The sequence below is a fragment of the Sphingomonas sp. CFBP8993 genome, from assembly GCF_034044895.1.
GTDB lineage: Bacteria > Pseudomonadota > Alphaproteobacteria > Sphingomonadales > Sphingomonadaceae > Sphingomonas.
Genome location: NZ_JAXCWU010000006.1, coordinates 1 through 17,391 on the forward strand (window position 1 = coordinate 1; position 17,391 = coordinate 17,391).

Sequence of the window (17,391 nt, forward strand, 5' to 3'; positions counted from 1 at the left end):
CGAATTCGATGACGGGACCGTCGGTTGAAACCGGCTGATCGAACAGTGCTCCGATCAGCGTCAGGCTTTCAACCGGATGGTCCAGGCGGAAACGGCCGTGTCACCTCTCTATCGTGGCACGGAGATAAGCCGCTGACTGGCGATGCGCCGCGCCCATTAACGGGAAAGCAAGCGCGCATCGCACAGGCAGGGTGCATGCTCGCTCGCCTGCTTCATGCCTTTAGGGACGCACCCTGGCTCGGTGCCGAAAGGGCGCGGGGGTATCGGTTGCTTTTCGTATCGACGGCATCGATTTGCGGTCTGGGGTGGATCCTGCTCGGTCGCGATGGCGTCGATCCGATGGGCAAGCCTTTCGGGACGGATTTTCTCGCCTTCTGGTCCGCTGCTCGGCTGGCGCTTGCCGGGGTGCCCGAAGCGGCGTGGGACCTTGCGAGGATCGGTGCGATGGAACGGGCCTCGGTGGTCGTCGATCCGGGGCTGTCCTCCTTTCTTTATCCTCCGCCGTTCCTGCTGGTCTGCCTTCCTTTCGGAATGCTCCCCTATTGTGGTGGGTTGGCGGCGTGGCTGGCTTTGACGGGCGGGTTGTATCTGGCGGCCATAAGGCGGTGGCTCGTGCCCCATCATGGCGTGTTGATGACCGTGACCGCCTTTCCCGCGGTGATCGTCAATATCGGTCATGGCCAGAATGGGTTTCTCACCGGTGCGCTGCTTGCGAGTGGGCTGGGGTTGGCTGGGCGGAGACCCTGGCTGGCGGGAATGCTGCTCGGCACGATGATCGTCAAACCCCAACTGGCGCTCGCCTTGCCGATCTTCGTGATCGCCGGGGGGCATTGGCGTGTGATGGGCGGTGCGCTGGCGAGCATGGGCCTGTGGTGCCTGGCGTCGATGGTCGTCCTTGGGCAGGAGAGTTGGGTCGCTTTCTTCCACGCCGCGCCGGTGGGGCAGGCCATTCTGGACCAGGGCCTTGTCGACCCCGCCAAGATGGTCAGCCTGTATGCGGCCATGCGGGTGCTTCATTCGCCCGGCTGGCTGGCTTTTGTGGTGCAACTGACGGGCGCGACCGGCGCGGCGCTGATGCTGGTCTTCGTCACGCGCGCACCCGGTGTTTCGCGCGAGGCCGCCGGTGCCTTGACCGCCGCCGTCACGCTGCTCATGAGCCCCTTCCTGCTCGACTATGACCTGACGCTCGCGGCCATTCCGATCGCGTGGCTGTTCTCGCAAGGCGTGCGGCGGGGGTTCCGGCCGTGGGACAAGCTGGTTCTGGCGGCGTGCTTTGCCCTGCCGTTGGTGGGGCGGTCGATCGCCATGGCAACGGGCGTGCCCGTCGCGCCGGTTATCCTGTGGGCGCTGGCGATCCAGGTCGCACGCGCCGCCCTGCGGACACATGGTGATGCTGGTCGCCCGAATTGTGGATGAACATCGCCTATCCCGTTTCCAATAACGGTCGGGCTCGCCTAAGATGTCGCGATACCCAGCCATGGGTAGGGGGCGGCAGGGGGGCAGTTCGCATGATGGACGACGACAATCGTGAAGCTATTGTCACGATCGAGCATGTCGGCAAGACGTTCGGCAACAAGGTCGCATTGAGCGATATCAGCTTTTCCATTCCGCAGGGACAGATTTGCGGACTGCTCGGCCCCAATGGTGCGGGCAAGACCACGCTGTTCCGGTTGTTGATGGGCATACTGAAGGCGAGTTCGGGGCAGTTGCATGTTGCCGGCCTCGATGCTTTCGAGGACCGGGTGGCGGTGAAGCGGGTGATCGGTTTTCTGCCGGACGAGCCGGTCTTCTATTCCTATCTGTCGGCACGCGAACTGCTTGAGCTGTGTGCGGGCATGCATGGTCTGGATGTCCCGGCCACGATGGCGCGCATCATGCCGCTGGTCGAGCGGATGCGGCTGGCGGACGAGCTCGATCATTATGCCGAGGATTTTTCCCGCGGGATGAAGAAGAAACTGGGCCTGCTGCTCGCCATGCTGCACGGCCCGCGCCTGCTGGTGCTGGACGAGCCGACCAACGGGCTGGACGTCGAATCGACCCATCTCTTCTACGACCTGATCGCCGAGGCTGCGGCGAACGGCACGACCATCCTGTTCTCGACCCATTTGATGGACCATGTTGCGCGGTTGTGCAGCCATGCGGTCGTCATGGCGCAGGGGACGTTGATCGCGCATGGCTCGCTCGACGCGCTGAAGGCGCGCTATGGGCAGGATGATCTGGAGGCACTGTTCCTGACGCTCACCGCGCGGCCGCACGCGCTGTGAGCGAGGCGAGCGTGCCGGGTTTCTGGCGGACGGTCTGGCTGTTGCTGCGTTCGTCGCGCAAGCGATCACGCGGGCGTCAGCGACGCCAGCAGCAACTGCTCAAGGGGCGTCGCGCCGACTGGATGGTGAAATGGACGTCGATCGGGACGATCCTGTCGCTCCTGCTGGCCTGTCTGGTTCATGGGCTGGCGGCGGTGACGGTGGTGACCGCGGTCGAGGCGGCGCAGAGCGCCCAGGCCCAGCGGCATGGGCAGATGGTGGTCGGGCCATGGTTCTACGACACGGTGGGCCGGAGCGTGCAGGGCGGTACGCCCCCCGATGCCAGCGGTTTCCGTGACGAAGCCGAACAGATTGCCGAGCATAGTGGCGCCGATCGGGACATGGTCGAGGCGCAGTTGCGCGAGACGGTCGCGACATCGGGCAATCGTCATCTGGTGCGGCAGGACGACACCGAGTCCGGACTGGCGGACCTCCCCCGGAGCGGCCCGGCCGCCGCGCTTATCGGTTCGATCATCCTGCTCTGGTGGTTCGCGATGGTCGTGTGCCAGGGCGAAGGGTCGGAACTCGACATCCAGCGCAGGCGGCATCCGATGTGGGAATGGCTGTTGAGCCACCCCGTCACGGCAGGGGCGGTGTTCTTTGCCGAGATGCTGGCGCCGCTGGCCGCCAATCCGGTCTATTGGGCGGCACCGCTGTTTCCCGGCTTGCTCTATGGCATTGCGCATGGGCCGGTGATCGGGGTGGTGGCGGCGATCCTGATCGGCATTCCGCTGACGGTGGCGGCGGCCTGTGTCGGCAAGATGCTGGAGATCGCGGCGATGCTGCGGCTGCCGCTGCGTCGTCGCGGGGCGGCGATCGGGATCATCGGCTGGTTCGGCTTTGCCTCGATGATCCTGATGTTCGTCGTCAATCGCGTCATGCCGGGCATCGCGCACATGGTGTCGGGGTGGATCGACGAGACGGGGCCGTCATGGCCAGTGCTGCGGTTGTTCCTGGGCATGGATGGGGCAGGTGACTTTGCCCTGTGGCGCGGCGTGGCGGTGTCGGGGGCGTTCAGCATGGTCGCGATCGCCGCATCGGTCGCGTTCAGCGCGCGATCGGTACGCCAGGGCCTGAGCGGCGCCTTCGCTTCTGACGGCGTCGGCGTCCGGCGGGGCAAGGCGGGGCGGTTCGGCCGCGAACCGCTGTTCCGCAAGGAGTATCTGTGGTTCGTGCGCGATCGCAGCGCGCTGGTCCAGACGATCCTGATCCCGGTCACGATCGCGGGTATACAGCTCGTCAATTTCCACAGCGTCATGATCCATGCGGCGGATATGTGGAATTACCTGTGTGCCGCCGCGATCTTCTTCGGCACCTATTTCCTGTGGATACTGGGCCCCAAGTCGCTGACATCCGAGGGCTCCGCGCTCTGGATCGCGATGACGTGGCCACGCGGGCTGGAGGCGATGCTGAAGGCCAAGGCATGGCTATGGTCGGTGATCGCGAGCGTGCTGGTCGGCATCGCGCTGCTGGTCGCATGCTGGATGTTCCCGCACGACGCATGGAAGATCGCGCTGGTCGGTGTCGCCTGGTGCCTCTTCGCGCGCAGCATGGCGGAAAAGGCGGTGACTCTGGTCACGATCGTCTCGGAATCGGGCGAGGCGCAGAAGGTGCCGCGCGGGCGGCTCTGGGCGGCGCAGCTTGGCATGTTCACCTTCGCGGTGGGGGTGGTGACCCAGCAATGGCATCTGGTGATCGTCGGCATCGTCTATTCCTGGATCACGGCCGCCGCGATGTGGGAAAATCTGCGCGCACGGCTGCCCTATCTCTACGACCCGTGGTCCGAACGACTGCCGCCGCCGCCCACGCTGATGCATGCGATGATCGCGATCAGCATCCTGGTCGAGTGCAACGCGATCATCAGCGCCTTCACCTTCACCCTGGGCGGCAAGGCGATCATGGCGACGGTCCAGGCGCTGAGCTATGCCCTGTGTGCGATAGCCGTGTCGATCGGCATGGCACTGTTCCTGGCCAGGCGGGGGGTGGCGGCCGCGACCCTGTGGCGCTGGCGGGACGAGGGCGATGCCGATCGGACCTGGTTCGCGCGCTGCATCGCGGGCAACCGGCGTGACGCGGCGTGGCTGTTGGGCGGAATCGGGGGTGGACTGGCGCTGGCGCTCATCGCGCATGGCTATGGCGAGGTCTTGTCACAGATCCCCTGGACGGCCGAGCTCATGCGTGCGGCGCGCGGCCGGATGGATGCGATCCCCGGCATGGCGGTCAGCTACGGCGTGATCGCCATATTCATGGCACCCTTTGCCGAGGAATTCCTGTTCCGGGGGCTACTCTATCGCACGCTCGACCGGCAATGGGGCGGTGGCTGGACGGCGGTGGCGGGGGCTGCGGCGTTCTTTGCCATCTACCACCCGCTCCTGTCCTGGTTGCCCGTCGCCCTGGTGGGTGCCGCGAACTGCGTCCTGTTCAAGCGGTCGGGGCGGCTGGCCCAGGCGATCCTGCTCCACATGACCTATAATGCGGTGGTCGTGCTGTGGAGCTGAGGGGCCGGGGCCACGTGTCCGTCAGCGGGCGCTGGTCGCGGGGGCGGCGGGCGCCTTGGGCTTGACGTAGCGGTCGAGCCAGTCGGTCATCTGCCACAGCGTCTCCTCGGTGGATTCCAGCGCGCGATAGCCATGCGGCTCATTGGGCAGGACGACATAGCGCACCGTCGCGCCATTGCCCTTCAGCGCGGCATACATCCGTTCCGACTGGATGGGGAAGGTGCCGCTATTGTCGTCCGCGCCGCCATGGATCAGCAGGATCGGTGCCTTGATCCGGTTGGCGAAGGTGAACGGGCTCATCGTCGTGTAGGTGTCGGTCGCCTGCCAATAGGTGCGCTGTTCCGCCTGGAAGCCGAACGGGGTGAGCGTGCGGTTGTACGCGCCCGAGCGTGCGATCCCGGCGCGGAACAGATCGGTATGGGCGAGCAGGTTGGCGGTCATGAACGCGCCATAGCTGTGCCCGCCCACCGCCATGCGGCTGCGGTCCGCGACGCCCAGCTTCACGACCGCATCGACTGCCGCCTGGGCATCGGCCTGAAGCTGCTGGATATAGGTGTCGTTGGCCTCCGCCCCGCCTTCGCCAATGATCGGCATGGCGGGGTTGTCGAGGATGGCATAGCCCTGGGTCAGCAGGAACAGGTGGCTGATCCCGCGCGGCCGCACGAAGCGGTTGCCCTGGTCGACCGTCTGCCCGGCGACCTTCGCATCGGTAAATTCGGCCGGATAGGCCCAGAGCAACGTCGGCAGCGGCCCGTCGCGCTTGGCGTCATATCCGGCGGGCAGATAGAGCGAACCCGACAGCGGCAGGCCGTCGGCGCGGTTATAGGTGATCGTCCGCTGCGTCACGCCCGCAAAGACGGGGGCGGGGTCGGTGAAGCGGGTGACGGCCTTGGCCTGACCGCCCTTGACGGTGCGGATCACGTAATTGGGCACCTGGGTCGCGCTTTCGCGTCGGGTCAGGATACGCTGGCCCTTGTCGTCGAGCATCGCGACGACCGTCTCGTAATAAGGCGGCTTGGCGGTCCACAGCCGGGTCTGTGCGCCATCCGCCAGCGTCATCGTCGCCAGGAAGGGGAAGGCGCCCGCCTTCGTCGCGCCCTCGCCGGTGACATAGACCGCGTCATGGCCGGGCGTGAAGCGCATCACCGGCTTGCCCGCCGCATTTTCCTCCATCACCGGGCGGCCGGGATCGCCATACTGGTCCTGGTAATTGCGGGTCAGCAGCATCCGGCCCTCGCCGGGGCGGCCGGGGGCGACGGCCTGGCGATGCTCGGTCCGGCTGCGCCATTCGCGGTCGACGACCATCGCGAACCCGTCATCACCCCACATCGTGGCGGCATAGCGGGCAGGCGTCTTGACCAGTTCGACCGCAGGCTGGTCGAAAGGCGCGACCTGCATCATGACCTTGTCGTGGAAGGCGATCTTCGCCTTCGGATTGCCGCCGTCCAGCGCCTCGGCCCAGACCAGCGTCGCGGGCGCGTCGGCGCGCCATTCGGCCTCGCGCGGGCCCTTCACGGTCGCATCGAAGTCGACCGGGAGGTCGTCGGCCAGCGGCCGGTCGACCAAGGTGCGCACGGGCTGTCCGTCGATCGTGGCGACCGCGATCTCGGTCGGGAAGAAGCGCGCGGGCAACAGATAGGAATAGGGACGCTTGAGCCGTTCGGTCAGCAGATAGCGGCCATCGGGCGACACGCTGAAGTCGGTGATCAGCCCCGGCGTGCCGATCGGTTGCACTGCACCCGACAGGTCGATCCGCGCCAGCTGGCCTGTGAAATAATAGTCGAACAGCGCCTCGTCATGCGCATCGCCCAACAAATCCTCATAGGTGCGCGCGGCGGAGGTCCGACCGCTGCTTTCCTGGACGACGGGGCCCGAGGGGGTGGAATCGGCGACGGGTGCGGCACCCCGGTTGGCGACCACGGTATAGGCGATCAGCGCGCGGCTGTCGGGCGTCCAGGCAAAGGGCGTGCCGAAGGTGCCGTTCAGCCCCTTGGCCACCGGACGCGCGGTCCCGTCACGGTCGGCCACCCAGAGCGCCAGCCCGTCCTTTTCCTGCACATAAAAGGCCAGATGCGCGCCGTCCGGCGACCAGTCGGGCGCGGCGAAGCGGGTGCCCTGGGGCAGGCGGACCGCGACCGTCCGGCCGCTGGCGACATCCTGGAAGCTGAGCGCGTTCAGCCACTGGACGCGCACCTCGGCCTGGCCGTTGGTCGCCGGATCTATGCGATATCCGCCCAGTCGCAGGATCGGCTTCGACAGATTGGCGATGGAGGGCAGGTTCTCGCGCCCCAGGATCGCCATGGTGCGATGATCGGGGCTGAGCGCGACCGCCGGGGTGGGCGGGGTTTCCAGCGCCCTGGCAATGGCATCGGGCGCGCGGTGATAGCCGGTCGCAGGGGGCTGGGCTGCGGTCTGCGCACCCGATGGCGTGGCGGCGAGGAGCGGGGCCGTGGTGGCCAGAAGGACAGTAACCAGACGCGTTCCGACGAGCATTCCCAACCCCTTGTTACAACCTGACAAGGGGGTGTGGCACGCCCGCCGTGCCCGCACCAGACCCTCTCCGGCCCGCCCGCCCATGAGGCAGATGGGCCGGAGCGTGGAGTTACCAGACGTGGACGCGCTTTTGGGGTGACAGGTACAGCGCCTGACCCGGCTGGACGTCGAACGGCGCATACCAGGCATCCAGGTTGCGCACGGTCAGCACGCGCCACGGTGCGGGTGCGTGCACGTCGCTGGTGATGCGCGCGCGCAGCGCCTTGTCGCGCATCTTGGTCCGCCACCCTTGGGCAAAGGCCAGGAAGAAACGCTGGTCGCCGGTCAGCCCGTCGATGACGGGGGCGGGCTTGCCCTTCAGCGAGGCGTGATAGGCCTCGTATGCGGCGGTCAGCCCGGCCACGTCGGCGATATTCTCGCCCAGTTCCTGCTCGCCGTTCAGGTAGAGGCCGGGCAGCGCCTCATAGCCGTTATACTGCGCGACCAGCGCCTGTCCGGCCTGTTCGAACCGCTTCAGGTCGGCGGGTGTCCACCAGTTGTGCAGCCGCCCGGTCGAATCGAAATCGGCGCCCAGATTGTCGAAGCTGTGGCTGATCTCGTGCCCGATGACCGATCCGATCGCGCCATAATTGGCGGCCGCGTCGAACTTGGGATCGAAATAGGGGCTCTCCAGGATCGCGGCGGGGAAGTTCAGCGCGTTCTGCAGCGGCAGGTTGACCGCGTTCACCGTCTGCGGCGTCATCCACCATTCGCTGCGATCGACCGGCTTGCCGAGCTTGCCGAGATGATAATGGTACATGGCCAGCCGGGCGCGCTGCGCATTGCCGACCGGGTCGTCGGCGCGCACGTCGAATTTCGGGTAGTTCCACCAATGGTCGGGATAGCCGACCCCGACCTTCAGCACGGCGAGCTTGGCGCGCGCCTCCTTCTTGGTCGCGGGCGCCATCCAGTCGAGCGCGGCGACCCGCCGGTCGAAGGCACCGACGATGTTGGTCACCATCGTCTGGATCTCGGCCTTGGACGAGGCGGGGAAATAACGCTGGGCATAGATCTTGCCGACCGCCTCGCCCAGAGCGCCGTTGACGGCCGACAGGGCCCGCTTTTCGCGCGGCTGCTGCGCGGGGGTGCCGGTCAGGGTGCGGCCGTAAAAGCCGAACGACGCATCGTCGATCGCCTTGGGCAGCGAGCCGGTGACCTGGTTGATCGTATGAAAGGCCAGCCAGTCCTGCCAGCTTTGCAACGGCTCGCTGGCGACCAGCGCCGACAGCTTGGTGGTCGCCTCCGGCTGCCACACGATGAAGTCGCGTTGTCCGGCGGGCATCCCGGCGGCGGTCCAGAAGGCGGTCCAGTCCATCCCCGGCGCGCGGGTGGCGAAATCGGCACGGGTCCAGGGATTGTCGCCCTTGTGTGCGTCCTGGCTGGTGATGATGTCGGCCTGCGCGGCGGCGATCTTGGTCTCCAGCGCGAAGACGCGCTCGGCGCGGGCCTGCGGGTCGGACAGCCCGGCCAGCTGCATCAACTGGGCCAGATAGGCGCGGTAGGCGGTGCGGATCTCCGCCATGTCGGGCTTGTCCGACAGGTAATAGTCACGCTCGGGCAGGCCCAGGCCACCCTGCATCAGATAGGGGACGTTGCGCGTCGGCTGGTTCAGGTCCTGGCTGACGAACAGGCCGAACAGGTTGTTCGTGCTGGCGTAATTGTTGTTGTTGAACGGATCGGTGTCCGATCGCATCGCCGCGCCGATGGCGCGCGACAGATCGCGCTTGTCCCTGATCGCGGCGATGGCAGCCAGGTCGCCCTGGATCGGCTTCAACCCGCGTGCCTCGATCCCGGCGGTGTCGACATAGGCGGCGTAATAATCGGCGATCCGCTGCTGGTCGCTACCGGGTGCACCCTTCGTGGCGGCCGCCCCCTTGATGATCGCGGCGGTGCGCGCCTCGGCGCGCAGCGACACGTCGAGCCCGACGCCGATCGTCGAGCGGTCGGCGGGGATTTCTGCGGTCTTGCGCCAGCCGCCATTGGCATAGGCGTCGAAATTGTCGCCCGGCTTGACGCTGGGGTCCATATAGCCCTTGTCGACGCCGGGCAGCGTGCCGGGCACCGACGATGTCTGCGCCATGGCGGCGGTGGTGACGAGGAGGGCGGCGGCGAACGCGTAGCGCTTCATGGGTTTCCTGCGATCCTGTGATGTTGGCGGGGATGGAGAACCCCTCGCCTGATCAAGTCAAGTGAACGGCCTGTCATGTTGGCTCAGGATTTGGGTGCCTCGCTGGCATGGCGGGCGCGGAACAGCCGGCGGTCCTCGATGAAATAGACGAGCACGAGTACGCCCAGCCCGATCGCCAGATAGCCGATGGCCAGCGGATAGGTGGAGCCATCATAGGCCTGGCCGATCGCGGAGCCGACGATCACCGCGCCGACGCTGGTGATGAAACCCTGGATCGACGAGGCGGTGCCCGCGATATGGCCGACCGGCTCCATCGCCATCGCGCCGAAGTTCGATCCGCACAGGCCGATACAGGTCATGCTGAGCGCCTGGAACAGGATGTAAGTGACCAAGGTCTCCTGCCCGGCCATGATGACGCCCAGGTGCAGCACCGACAGCATGATCAGCCCGATGACGGCGGTCTGCGAGATCAGCCGGGTGCCCAGCCGCTCGACCAGGCGGCTGTTGGCGAAGGATGCGCAGCCCATCGAGAAAGCACATAGCGCAAACAGCAGGGTGAACCGGTCGCCTGCGCCGAATTCGTCGACGAAAATCTGCTGCGCCGACGAGACGAAGGCGATCACCCCGCCAAAGGTCATCGACGCGCACACTGCATAGCCCGCCGAAAAACGGTTGGTCAGCGTCAGCCGATACGCACTCTTGAGCGAGGCGAGCGACAGCGGCGTGCGGCGCGCGACCGGCAGGCTCTCGACCAGGCGCAGTGCCGACCAGGCCAGGACGAAGGCGGCGAAACCGGCCAGCGCATAGAAGATGAACCGCCACGGCCCGAACGCCAGCAGCACCTGCCCCAGGCTGGGCGCCATGATCGGCACCAGGAAGAAGATCATCTGCGCGACCGACAAGGTGCGCGCCATCTGGCGGCCGGAAAACCGGTCGCGCACGATCGCCACCGCCAGCACGCGGGTGGAGGCGGACATCAGCCCTTGCAACACCCGCGCGCCGAGCAGCGCGGGGAAGGTCTGCGACCCCGCGGCAAAGACGCTGGCCCCGACGAACCCCGCCAGCGTGACGAGCAGGATCGGCCGCCGTCCGTATCGATCGGCCAGCGGTCCATAGACCAGCTGGCCCGCGCCGAAGCCCAGCATATAGACGGTGATGATCCATTGCCGGTGGTTGGCGGTCGCGATGCCGAGTTGGTGGCCCATATCGGCCAGCGCGGGCAGCATCAGGTCGACACCCAGGGCGTTGACCGCCATCAGGGCGGCGATGAAGGCGATGAACTCGCCCCCACGCATGGGCGTACGCTCGGTCTTGTCAGTCATGGCGTCCGTCTAGGTTGGCTGGGCGGGGGTGGCCATGGGTAAATCGCCCAGGGCGTTAAGGTATCCCGGCATCCCGCAGCCCCTCGACTTTGCATCCGACGCGCCCGACAAGACCGTCATGATGAACGAGCATGGCGAGGGGCGACGGGTCGGCCGCTGGCGTCTGGTGACGCTGGCCGGGGGTGATTTCGCGTTCAACCTCTATTGGCAGAGCGTGATGCTTTACCTGCTGTTCTACTACACCGACGCGATCGGAATCGCGGTCGAGACGGCGGCGGCGATCTATCTGGCGGCGTCGGTCTGGGACGGGCTGGTCAGCTTTGCGGTCGGCGCGCTGGTCGATCGGCAGGGTGGGGCGCGCCATTATCGCTGGGCCTTGATCGGCGGCGCGGTGCCGCTGGGGATGGCCTTCGCCATGGCCTATGCGCCGCCGCCGGTCGCCGGGCAGGCCGGGCTCGCCTTCGTGCTGGGTGGGCATTTGCTGTTCCGCACCGCCTATGCGCTGGTCAACATCCCCTATCTGGCGATGTCGGCGCGGGTCAGCATGGACAGCCGCGACCGGTCGTTCGTCGCGGGGCTGCGGATGCTGGCGGGCACGGCGGCGGCGGTGCTGGTGGCGATTGGGACGGTGCCGATCGGCGGCATGGTGATGGGCGTAGAGGGCGGCCCGCGCGCCTTCATGGGGGCCGCGCTGCTGTTTGCGGGCCTGGGCAGCGTCATCCTGATCGGGGTCGGCTGGACCTTTCGTGACGGCATGGCCGAGGTCGCCAAGCCGCCGCCGCCCTCGATCCGCATCTCGCTCGCGGCGGTCGCGCGCAACCGTGCCTTCCTGACGCTGGCGGTGGCGATGATCGCGATGATCGTGGCGACCACGGTGCTGGGCAAGTCGGTCCTCTATTACTTCAAGTACCGGCTGCACGATGTCGGGGCCGGGCAGCTCGCACTGGCGTCGATGATGGCGGTCAGCGTGGTGGCGGTGCCGGTCTGGATGGCGCTGGCGCGGATGATCGGCGCGGTGCGGCTGTGGTTCGTCGCGGTGGGATGCTGCGGCACCGGGCTGTTGCTGTTCGCGACGGTCGACCTGCCGCAGGTCGGCGCGATGCAGGCCTTTCTGATCGGGATGCAGGCGGTGACGGTCGGCTTGCACTTTGCCTTCTGGGCGCTGTTGCCCGACACGATCGATCATGGCGAGCGGGCGACCGGCATTCGTGCCGAGGGCATCGTGTTCGGCCTGGCCGCGTTGTTGCAGCGGGTGGCGATCGGGCTGGCCACCGTGATGATCGGGCTGGTGCTGGGGCAGGCGGGCTATGTCGCCAATGTCGACCAGACGCCCGAGACGCTCGCCGCACTGCGCCGCCTGGTGGTGGTGGTGCCGCTGGTCTGTTTCGTGCTGTCGGGGCTGGCGATGGCGTTCAGCCCGTTGCGGCGGACCGGCAGATTCTCCCTGGCACGGGGAGGTGGCAGGGTGAAGCCCTGACGGAGGGGGCTTGCCGCCGGATAAGTCCCTCGCGGCGATCCCCCTCCACCATCCTTTGGATGGTCCCTCTCCCCGTGTCGGGGACGATTTACCGGACCAGATCGAACGTCCCGTGCGCGCCGTCGTCCTGCGCCGAGGGGGCGATCCACACGTCGAAGGTGCCCGGCTCGACCGTGGGGCGCAGGTCGGTGCCCAGGAACTCCAGTTGCGCACGGGTCAGGGTGAAGCTTACCCGCTCGCTCTTGCCCGGGGCCAGCGCGACCTTGCGGAACGCCTTCATCTCGCGCACCGGCCGGGTGATGCTGGCGACGCGGTCGTGGATGTAGAGCTGGACCACTTCCTCGCACGCGCGCGTGCCGGTGTTGGTGACGGTCGCCGAGACGGTGATCCGCCCGTCCCATGCCAGGTTGGCGGGCACGTCGGCCGCGTCATAGGTCACCTTGCCATAGGTCAGGCCGTGCCCGAACGGATAGAGCGCGGCATTGGGCGCGGTCCGCCACTGCGTCTTGTAGGGGACGCGCGCGCCCGCTGGCGCGGGACGACCGGTTTCCTTGTGCGCGTAATAATAGGGTTCCTGCCCGCTCTCATAGGGAAAGCTCAGCGGCAGGCGACCCGATGGCCCGACCTTGCCGAACAGCATGTCGGCGATGGCATGGCCGGTTTCCGAACCCAGGAACCAGGTGACGAGGATGGCGGGCGCATCCCTGACCGCGCCCTCCAGCGCCAGCCCGCGCCCGTTCTTCAGGAGGACGACGATCGGCTTGCCGGTCTTCGCCACCGCCTCGGCCACCGCCATTTGCGGTGCGGGGATGGTGATCGAGGTGCGCGACTGCGCCTCGCCCGACATGGTTTCGCTCTCGCCGATCGCCAGCACGACCACGTCCGCCGTTTGCGCCGCCGCGACCGCCGCCTCGATCCCGCCGGGCAAGGCCTCCTCGACGCCCGAGCCGAGCGCGACCGTGACATTCTTCGCCCCCGCCGCGCGCAGGCCGGTCAGCAGGTCGATCGCCTGGTTGTTGTCGCCGTACACGACCCAGGGGCCGTTCAGGTCGTGCTGGCCGCTGGCGAAGGGGCCGATCAGCGCGATCTTGCGGGTCGGGTCGAGCGGTAGCAGGTCGCCGTCGTTCTTCAGCAGCACCATCGATTTCTGCGCCGCCTCACGCGACAGGGCGATGGCGGCCTTGGTCCGCGACCGCGCCGTCTCGCGCTTGCGATCGATCCGGCGGAAGGGGTCGTCGAACAGGCCGAGCATCTGCTTGACCGCCAGCACGCGGCGGACCGAGCGGTCGAGCACCTCTTGCGGCACCGCGCCCTCGCGCACCAGGCTCGGCAGGTGGAGCGCGTAGAGGTTGGACTGCATGCTCATGTCGACGCCCGCCAGGAAGGCGATACGCGCCGCGTCCTTGCCGTCCTTGGCGAAGCCCGCCGCGATCATCTCCTCGTCGCCGGTATAGTCGGAGACGATGATGCCGGGGAATTTCCACTCGTCGCGCAGCACCTGCTTCATCAGCCAGGGATTGCCGGTCGAGGGGATGCCGTTGATCTCGTTGAACGAGGCCATGCCGCTCATCGCGCCCGCGTCGAACCCGGCCTTGTAGGGCGGCAGATAGACTTCGCGCAGCGTCCGTTCGGACATGTCGACGATGTTATAGTCGAGGCCGCTTTCGGCCGCGCCGTAGGCGGCGAAATGCTTGATGCAGGCCATCACCGCATCGTCGGCGGCCAGGTTCCTGCCCTGGAAACCCTTGACGCGAGCGATGGCGAACAACTGGCCCAGCATCGGGTCTTCGCCCGCGCCCTCCATCGTCCGGCCCCAGCGCTGGTCGCGCGCGATGTCGACCATCGGGAAGAAGGTCCAGTCGATGCCCGCGCCCGCCGCCTCGAACGCCGCCATGTGCGCGGTGCGCATCGCCAGGTCGGGATCGAAGCTGGCGGCCTCGGCGACCGGCACCGGGAAGATCGTGCGGTGGCCATGGATCACGTCGGCGGCGAAGATCAGCGGGATCTTCAACCGCGAGTCGCGCATCACCGCGCCCTGCATCCGCCGCGCCATCTCCGCGCCATTGCCGTTGAACACGCCGGTCAGCTTGCCCGCGACCGCATCGGCGAGCTGCCCCTCGAAGCTGGGGCCGTTGGATGGCGGGTTGAGCGCGGTGGCGACCCCGCCACCCCAGGCGGCGGCGTTCAGCTGAAGCTGCCCGGCCTTTTCCTCCAGCGTCATCTTCGCCAGGATCGCCTCGACCGACGCGGAAAGCGCGGTGCCGTCTCCTTGCGCCAGCAGCGCGCGGGCGGGGCTGGTCGCCCAGGCGGCGATGGTCCCTGCGCCCAGCAGCGCGGCGCGCCGCGAAATGGTGATCTCCGACATCGGCCTCATTCTCCCCTAAGCTACGGCGAACATTCGGACGTTTCGCGCGGCCGCATTGATGTTGACGCTTTTGTGTAACCGGTTACACAGACGGGAGGCATCGCACAAGATGCGGCGCACGCTATAGAGAGGCCTCGGGCGATGGGCCCGCGAAGGGGAGGGGTGTGAGGCAGTCATCGGCCACGATCCGCGACGTGGCGCGGCAGGCGGCGGTATCCGTCGCATCGGTGTCGCGCGCCATGAACGGGCATAGCAGCGTCCATCCGGACACGCGCGCGCGGGTGATGGCCGCCGCGCAGGCGCTGGGATACGTCCCCCATGCGGGGGCGCGCAGCCTGTCGCTGTCGCGCAGCCATGCGATCGGCGTCGTCCTGCCCGATCTGCACGGCGAGTTCTTTTCCGAGATCGTGCGCGGCATGGACCGCGAGGTGACGGCACGCGGATACCATCTGCTGCTGTCGAACATGCACGCCGATGCCGAACTGGCGGCGCAGGCGGTGCGGTCGATGCGGGGCCGCGTCGACGGGCTGATCGTGATGGCGCCGCAACTGGTCGCGGGCGGGCTGGACGATGCCCTGCCGCTGGGCGTGCCCGCCGTGCTGGTCAATTCGCAACACGCCTCGGGCCGGGCGGCGTTCCGCATCGACAATGCCGTCGGCATCGAGGCGGTCGTCGCGCATCTGGTCGCGCAGGGGCGGCGGCGTCTGATCCATGTCTCCGGTCCGTTCGACAACATCGACGCGGACGAGCGGCGCCAGGGTTTCCTGGCCGCGATGGCGCGGCTGGCGCCGGAGGTCGAGCCGATCGTGATCGAAGGCGATTTCCGCGAGGAATCGGGCGCTGCGGCGATGCTGGCCGTTGCGGAGCGGGGGCTGGCCCATGACGGGATCGTCGCGGCCAACGACATGATGGCGCTGGGCGTGCTCAGCGTGCTGCGCGAGCGGCAGGTCGTGGTGCCCGGCGCGGTGGCCGTGACCGGCTTCGACGATATTCCGCTGGCCCGCTATCTGGGGCTGACCACGGTGCGCGCGCCGACGGCCGAGCTGGGCGCGCGGGCCGTCGCGCGGCTGGTCGACGCGCTGGAGGGCGGCACGCTGGTGCTGGAGACGCAGACCATCGCGACCGAGCTGGTGATCCGCGCGACCAGCCCGGCGGTGTCGGCATGACGGCGGCGGCGCATCCCAATCCGCCGCTCAAGACCGTCACCATCGTCGGCGGCGGCACCGCCGGATGGATGGCCGCCGCCCTGCTCTCGCGGCTGTTGCTGGGGGCCTATACGATCCGGCTGATCGAATCGGAGGAGATTGGCACGATCGGCGTGGGCGAGGCGACAATCCCCGCCATCCGCACCTTCAACGGGCTGGCCGGGATCGACGAGTTTGAGATGGTCCGCGCCACCCAGGCGACGTTCAAGCTGGGTATCGAATTCCGCAACTGGCGGGCGCCGGGGCACAGCTATATCCATGGTTTCGGCAAGATCGGGCAGGACCTGTACTGGCTGCACTGCCACCAATTCTGGCTGAAGGAAGCCGCGCACGGGCGGGCGAAGCATTTCGACCATTATGCGCTGAACACGATGGCGGCGCGGATGAACCGCTTTGCCATGCCCGATCCGGCGCATCCCAACTCGCCGATCGCCGATATCGACTATGCCTATCATTTCGATGCCTCGCTCTATGCGCGCTATCTGCGGGTGCGCGCGGAAAAGGCGGGGGTCGAGCGGATCGAGGGGCGGATCGTCGCGGCCAACGCCCGCGCGAGCGACGGCCATCTCGACCATGTCGTGCTGGCCGATGGGCGCACGGTGGACGGCGACCTGTTCCTCGACTGCTCGGGGATGCGTGGCCTGCTGATCGGCGAGGCGATGGGGGTGGGGTATGAGGATTGGAGCCAGTGGCTGCTCTGCGACCGGGCGCTGGCGGTGCCGAGCGCGCGGGGAACCGGACCACTGACCCCCTATACGCGGTCGACCGCGCATGGCGCGGGGTGGCAGTGGCGCATTCCGCTTCAGCACCGGACGGGCAACGGCCATGTCTATGCCAGCCGCTTCGTGTCGGACGACACGGCGGCGGCGGCGCTGCTCGCGCATCTCGATACGCCAGCCCTGGGCGATCCCCGCCCCGTGCGGTTCCGGCCGGGCAAGCGGGTGCGGGCGTGGGAGAAGAACGTCGTCGCGCTCGGGCTGGCGGGCGGGTTTCTCGAGCCGCTCGAGTCGACCAGCATCCACCTGATCCAGACCGGGCTGCTGCGGCTGCTGGCGCTGTTTCCGGGGCGTGGCTTCCACGCCGCCGATATCGCCGAATATAATCGCCAGACCGATTTCGAATATCGCGACGTACGCGACTTCATCATCGCGCATTACAAGGTGACGCAGCGGGAAGACACGCCGTTCTGGCAGTATCTGCGCCACATGGACGTGCCCGACAGCCTGGCCGAGCGGATCGAACTGTTCCGCTCTTCGGGCCGCTTTTTCCTGCACGGCAAGGCTGAGCTGTTCCGCGAGGAAAGCTGGGTCCAGGTGCTGTTGGGGCAGGGACTGGCCGCGCAATATGACCCGATGGTCGACATGGTGCCCGATGCGCAGGCGACCGCGTTCCTTCGCGATGTCGAGGAGGTGATCGCCGAGGTCGCGAGCGGCCTGCCCACCCATGAGGCATTCATCGCCCGCCACGGCCAGGCACCACCGCTCCCCGCCTGACCGGCCTGCTCGGCCCGGTGATCTGTGACGTTTGCGCAACAGCCGTCACGATAGTGACATAAGCCGTG

10 protein-coding genes are annotated in these 17,391 nt (G+C 67.5%); 6 read left to right on the plus strand and 4 right to left on the minus strand.

What is annotated here, in order from left to right; all coding sequences use genetic code 11:
- The first annotated feature begins 339 nt into the window (after positions 1-339).
- From SOM26_RS13170 to SOM26_RS13180, 3 genes are all read left to right on the plus strand, one after another.
- A complete protein-coding gene (locus tag SOM26_RS13170) occupies positions 340-1,416 on the plus strand; it encodes a glycosyltransferase family 87 protein (RefSeq protein ID WP_320453191.1) in 1,077 nt (358 codons plus the stop codon).
- Between the two features lie 92 nt (positions 1,417-1,508).
- Positions 1,509-2,264 carry an ABC transporter ATP-binding protein gene (locus SOM26_RS13175; protein ID WP_320453192.1) on the plus strand — a complete coding sequence of 252 codons (756 nt, stop codon included), beginning with the start codon at positions 1,509-1,511 and terminating at the stop codon, positions 2,262-2,264.
- Positions 2,261-4,801, plus strand: coding sequence for a CPBP family intramembrane glutamic endopeptidase (locus SOM26_RS13180; RefSeq protein WP_320453193.1), 2,541 nt, complete (start codon positions 2,261-2,263; stop codon positions 4,799-4,801). The genes SOM26_RS13175 and SOM26_RS13180 overlap by 4 nt, the downstream gene beginning before the upstream one ends.
- A 21-nt stretch (positions 4,802-4,822) precedes the next feature.
- Here SOM26_RS13180 and SOM26_RS13185 read toward each other — a convergent pair whose 3' ends face one another.
- The 3 genes from SOM26_RS13185 to SOM26_RS13195 all read right to left on the minus strand — a co-directional run bounded on the left by SOM26_RS13185 (position 4,823) and on the right by SOM26_RS13195 (position 10,756).
- Complete coding sequence (locus SOM26_RS13185) at positions 4,823-7,294, minus strand: alpha/beta hydrolase family protein (RefSeq protein WP_320453194.1); 2,472 nt, start codon at positions 7,292-7,294, stop codon at positions 4,823-4,825.
- Positions 7,295-7,403: 109 nt separating this feature from the next.
- Positions 7,404-9,461, minus strand: a complete 2,058-nt coding sequence (locus SOM26_RS13190; RefSeq protein ID WP_320453195.1) for a M13 family metallopeptidase — start codon at positions 9,459-9,461, stop codon at positions 7,404-7,406.
- Positions 9,462-9,544: 83 nt separating this feature from the next.
- Positions 9,545-10,756: a multidrug effflux MFS transporter gene (locus tag SOM26_RS13195; protein WP_320453500.1), complete on the minus strand. Its 1,212-nt coding sequence runs from the start codon at positions 10,754-10,756 to the stop codon at positions 9,545-9,547.
- Positions 10,757-10,817: 61 nt separating this feature from the next.
- Between SOM26_RS13195 and SOM26_RS13200 the strand changes: the two genes are divergently transcribed.
- Positions 10,818-12,260, plus strand: coding sequence for an MFS transporter (locus SOM26_RS13200; protein WP_320453196.1), 1,443 nt, complete (start codon positions 10,818-10,820; stop codon positions 12,258-12,260).
- A gap of 88 nt (positions 12,261-12,348) precedes the next feature.
- Here the strand turns inward: SOM26_RS13200 and SOM26_RS13205 are convergent, their stop codons facing one another.
- Entirely contained in the window at positions 12,349-14,625 is a 2,277-nt protein-coding gene (locus SOM26_RS13205) for a glycoside hydrolase family 3 N-terminal domain-containing protein (protein ID WP_320453197.1), read from the minus strand.
- 164 nt (positions 14,626-14,789) lie between these two features.
- Between SOM26_RS13205 and SOM26_RS13210 the strand changes: the two genes are divergently transcribed.
- Positions 14,790-15,791, plus strand: coding sequence for a LacI family DNA-binding transcriptional regulator (locus SOM26_RS13210; RefSeq protein WP_320453198.1), 1,002 nt, complete (start codon positions 14,790-14,792; stop codon positions 15,789-15,791).
- Entirely contained in the window at positions 15,788-17,323 is a 1,536-nt protein-coding gene (locus SOM26_RS13215; protein WP_320453199.1) for a tryptophan halogenase family protein, read from the plus strand. The genes SOM26_RS13210 and SOM26_RS13215 overlap by 4 nt, the downstream gene beginning before the upstream one ends.
- Positions 17,324-17,391 lie beyond the last annotated feature (68 nt).

What these genes read in the sequence shown, in the direction of transcription:
- SOM26_RS13175 (WP_320453192.1), top strand. Translation starts at nt 1,509, where the DNA reads ATGATGGACGACGACAATCGTGAAGCTATTGTCACGATCGAGCATGTC.
- SOM26_RS13190 (WP_320453195.1), bottom strand. Translation starts at nt 9,461, where the DNA reads ATGAAGCGCTACGCGTTCGCCGCCGCCCTCCTCGTCACCACCGCCGCC.
- SOM26_RS13215 (WP_320453199.1), top strand. Translation starts at nt 15,788, where the DNA reads ATGACGGCGGCGGCGCATCCCAATCCGCCGCTCAAGACCGTCACCATC.
- SOM26_RS13200 (WP_320453196.1), top strand. Translation starts at nt 10,818, where the DNA reads ATGGGTAAATCGCCCAGGGCGTTAAGGTATCCCGGCATCCCGCAGCCC.
- SOM26_RS13205 (WP_320453197.1), bottom strand. Translation starts at nt 14,625, where the DNA reads ATGTCGGAGATCACCATTTCGCGGCGCGCCGCGCTGCTGGGCGCAGGG.
- SOM26_RS13195 (WP_320453500.1), bottom strand. Translation starts at nt 10,756, where the DNA reads ATGCGTGGGGGCGAGTTCATCGCCTTCATCGCCGCCCTGATGGCGGTC.
- SOM26_RS13185 (WP_320453194.1), bottom strand. Translation starts at nt 7,294, where the DNA reads ATGCTCGTCGGAACGCGTCTGGTTACTGTCCTTCTGGCCACCACGGCC.
- SOM26_RS13170 (WP_320453191.1), top strand. Translation starts at nt 340, where the DNA reads ATGGGCAAGCCTTTCGGGACGGATTTTCTCGCCTTCTGGTCCGCTGCT.